This is a genomic window from Pseudoalteromonas sp. Z1A6, from assembly GCF_011378745.1.
Lineage (GTDB): Bacteria > Pseudomonadota > Gammaproteobacteria > Enterobacterales > Alteromonadaceae > Pseudoalteromonas > Pseudoalteromonas arctica.
The window spans coordinates 1-3,018 of the sequence record NZ_WTKW01000438.1 but is presented as its reverse complement, the minus strand read 5'-3'; the positions used below and the strand labels follow the sequence as shown (position 1 = coordinate 3,018).

General features: G+C 37.6%; 3 protein-coding genes and 1 pseudogene. 3 read left to right on the top strand and 1 reads right to left on the bottom strand.

Going from position 1 to position 3,018, the window contains the following annotated elements:
• Positions 1 to 490, bottom strand: a pseudogene (locus GQR46_RS18225) (diguanylate phosphodiesterase); the annotation flags it as partial.
• A gap of 150 nt (positions 491 to 640) precedes the next feature.
• On the opposite strand from GQR46_RS18225, the gene GQR46_RS18220 reads away from it, so the two are divergent.
• From GQR46_RS18220 to GQR46_RS18210, 3 genes are all read left to right on the top strand, one after another.
• Positions 641 to 1,390 carry a transporter substrate-binding domain-containing protein gene (locus tag GQR46_RS18220; protein WP_165741917.1) on the top strand — a complete coding sequence of 250 codons (750 nt, stop codon included), beginning with the start codon at positions 641 to 643 and terminating at the stop codon, positions 1,388 to 1,390.
• A 78-nt stretch (positions 1,391 to 1,468) separates the two neighbouring features.
• Positions 1,469 to 2,035 carry an alkylphosphonate utilization protein gene (locus GQR46_RS18215; RefSeq protein ID WP_165741914.1) on the top strand — a complete coding sequence of 189 codons (567 nt, stop codon included), beginning with the start codon at positions 1,469 to 1,471 and terminating at the stop codon, positions 2,033 to 2,035.
• A gap of 121 nt (positions 2,036 to 2,156) precedes the next feature.
• A complete protein-coding gene (locus GQR46_RS18210; protein ID WP_165741911.1) occupies positions 2,157 to 2,975 on the top strand; it encodes an META domain-containing protein in 819 nt (272 codons plus the stop codon).
• Positions 2,976 to 3,018: the final 43 nt, after the last annotated feature.

Below are 3,018 nucleotides of genomic sequence, written 5' to 3'. Positions count from 1 at the left end.
TTTTAATGCGCATATTGGTTTTAATAACCGGATCATCTATCTCAATTTTTATGTAATCAACATGTGCTAATAGTGGCTCCCATTTTGGATCGCCATCGTAATCATCAAGTGCAAAAACATACCCTTCTTTTTTAAGTTCTTGCACACGCTCAGCAACCGCAGGAATATTGCCCGTGCGCTCTACTATTTCAATAACACTATTTTCTGGCAATAAAAGTTTGGGAAAGTTATCGAGAATAGTTTCTGATGACAAGTTTATAAAAGCTAAATGATGCGCGGTAAGTCTATCTAAACCTACCAACATTAATGCATTAAAAAACAGGCGGCTTGTCGCATGCACATCAGAAGTGCCCACAGGAAACGCATTGTTGGCTGAGTCTCGATAAAGCAGTTCGTACGAGAAAACATTCTGGTCTATATCAAAAATAGGTTGCCGCGCGACAAACTGAGTTATTTTTTGTACCTCATCAGGTATGTTATTTAATTTCACTTGGCTCTAAACCTATAAATAAGAGATGGCAAAACAGCCAATAATATGTGTACTTTAATGCAACTCGCATAAGATAAACATAGTCGTCATTGCAAAAATGTTAAAATTACACAACACTAATATAAAAATATTAATATAAAAGGTAGAGATTTGGCTAACTTTATTCGGTTATTAGTACTGAGCCTTCTGCTATTTGTATTTTTTAGCTATGCCAGCATTAACCCTACTCCCCTCAAATACAATGTTAGCGCGTCAGGTAGTCATTATCCATATTATACAAATGATCCAGAAAAGCCTGGTGTATTACCCGAAATTATTGAAAAAGCACTCGATGATGCAAATATTGCAGCTTCTCATATCGACCTACCCACAAAGCGTATTACCAAATATTTACAAGATGAAATAATCGATTTTGATGTTATTTCATTAGAATGGCTCCCAAAGGATGAGAGAAATGACTCTCGCTATGTTTTTTCAGAGCCCCTTATTTATGCCACAGAAATGATTGTTACCTTGCCTCAAAATGCCCAGAACTGGCAAAGCGCCGATAGCTTAAAGGGCAAATATATAGGAACAGTACTAGGTTACTATTACTTTAATGACAACACCTTTGAGCGCGTTGACTTTCCATCCGAGAAAGAACTTATGACCGCTCTCTCAAGAAACCGTGTAGAAGCTGCACTAGTAGGTAAGTTAACTGCGCTCTATTGGGCAAAGCAATTAGAGATAAACATTGCCTTTGGCGCACAGCATTCCCATGGTTTTTTAAGAATTCGTTTATTAAGCAAACATAAAGAATTATTGCCCCAAATAAACCTAGCAATTAAAAACCTTCATGCTCAAGGATATATAAAAAGTATTGAAGATAAGTATATGAGTAATATACCCACACAAAATTAAGGGACTAATGGCGCAGAGCTCGTGTTTTGGAGTATAATAGCAGCAAATGTTAACTCGACCAGAATCAGAAAGAGCCCCATGAGTATTGAAAAAGCCTTAATCGAACGTAGTAATAATCAATGTGAATTGTGTGCAGCCACCGAGAACTTATCTGTTTATGAAGTACCACCGGTAACTGAAACCCACTCAGATAAATGTATTTACACGTGTCAAACATGTAAAGATCAAATCGAGAATAACAGCGAAATAACGCCTACACATTGGCACTGTTTAAACGATAGCATGTGGAGCCAAACTCCTGCAGTACAAGTTGTAGCTTACAGAATGCTTTCGCGTTTAGCGCCTGATAATAGCTGGGCACAAGATGCGCTAGACATGATTTACCTTGAAGAAGACACGCTAACCTGGGCTAAAAAAGCACTTGCCGAAGATGACGATTTAAAGCATGTAGATAGCAACGGTGTAGTTCTTCAAGCAGGCGATACTGTTACCCTAATTAAAGACTTAGACGTTAAAGGCAGTAGCCTTACCGCTAAACGTGGAACAGCTGTTCGTAATATTGGCCTAACCAGCAACCCTGAACATATTGAAGGGCGAGTTGACGGCCAGCGCATTGTTATTTTAACTAAGTTTGTTAAAAAATAATCGTTTGTTTTTAATTATTAAAGGCGCTAATGCGCCTTTTTTTATGTTTAAAATAAGTTAAGGAATGATTAAGTAACTAGGTAATACACTAAGGACATAATATTGAGTAAGGATAACCAACATGGAAAAGCATCAAGCAGTATCTTCGCGTAAAAAAGCAGTTGCAGGGATTGGCTTATTGGCGCTTAGCGCTTTTGCAGTAACTGGCTGCGGTGAGCAAACTAAATCGACTGAAAACACAGAAATTGCAGAAGCAATAACCAGCCTTACTATCCAAGCTAGCTACAAAGATCGCAGTATGCTTCGCCCTGGCTCGCAATTAATAGTTACGCTTTCCAATGTATCTAAAATGGATGTAAAAGCCGATATAATCACACAAGAAGTGATTGATGTAACCCAAGCCCCGCCATTTACCGTTGAGCTAATTTATGATGCCAGCAAAATTAGCGATAAACATCGCTATAGCCTAAGCGCCAGAATTATAAATAAAGACAAAGTGCTTTACACAAGTACAACAAATCATGACCCGTTTGCAGAATCACAGTTAACTACCCCCTATAAAATTGAGCTTTCAAAAGTGTCGACTCAAAAACCCGATGTAACAATCACAAATACTTACTGGAAAGCAATAACAATAAATGCTCAAACTGTGAATGTTACAACTAAAGAACCATTCATTCAGTTCAATAAAGACCACCGCGTTAATGGCTTTTTAGGCTGTAATAATTTTAGCGGAAGCTATAGTACCGAGCAGCAAACAATTACACTTAGTCAGCTAGCAAGTACAAAAAAGATGTGCTCGGATAATATGAGCCAAGAAGCGGCTATGTCTGACGTACTTAGCAAAACTTCAAAGTGGGAAATAACAGGTGAATCACTAAAACTTAAAAACAGTCGCGGTAATACACTTGCTACTTTTAGTGCGGTTTATTTTAATTAATATTTAGCTCCCTTATATAAATATTACCTAACACATTCGTATT

Coding starts and splice junctions, on each gene's coding strand:
- GQR46_RS18215 (WP_165741914.1), top strand. CDS start 1,469: ATGAGTATTGAAAAAGCCTTAATCGAACGTAGTAATAATCAATGTGAA.
- GQR46_RS18210 (WP_165741911.1), top strand. CDS start 2,157: ATGGAAAAGCATCAAGCAGTATCTTCGCGTAAAAAAGCAGTTGCAGGG.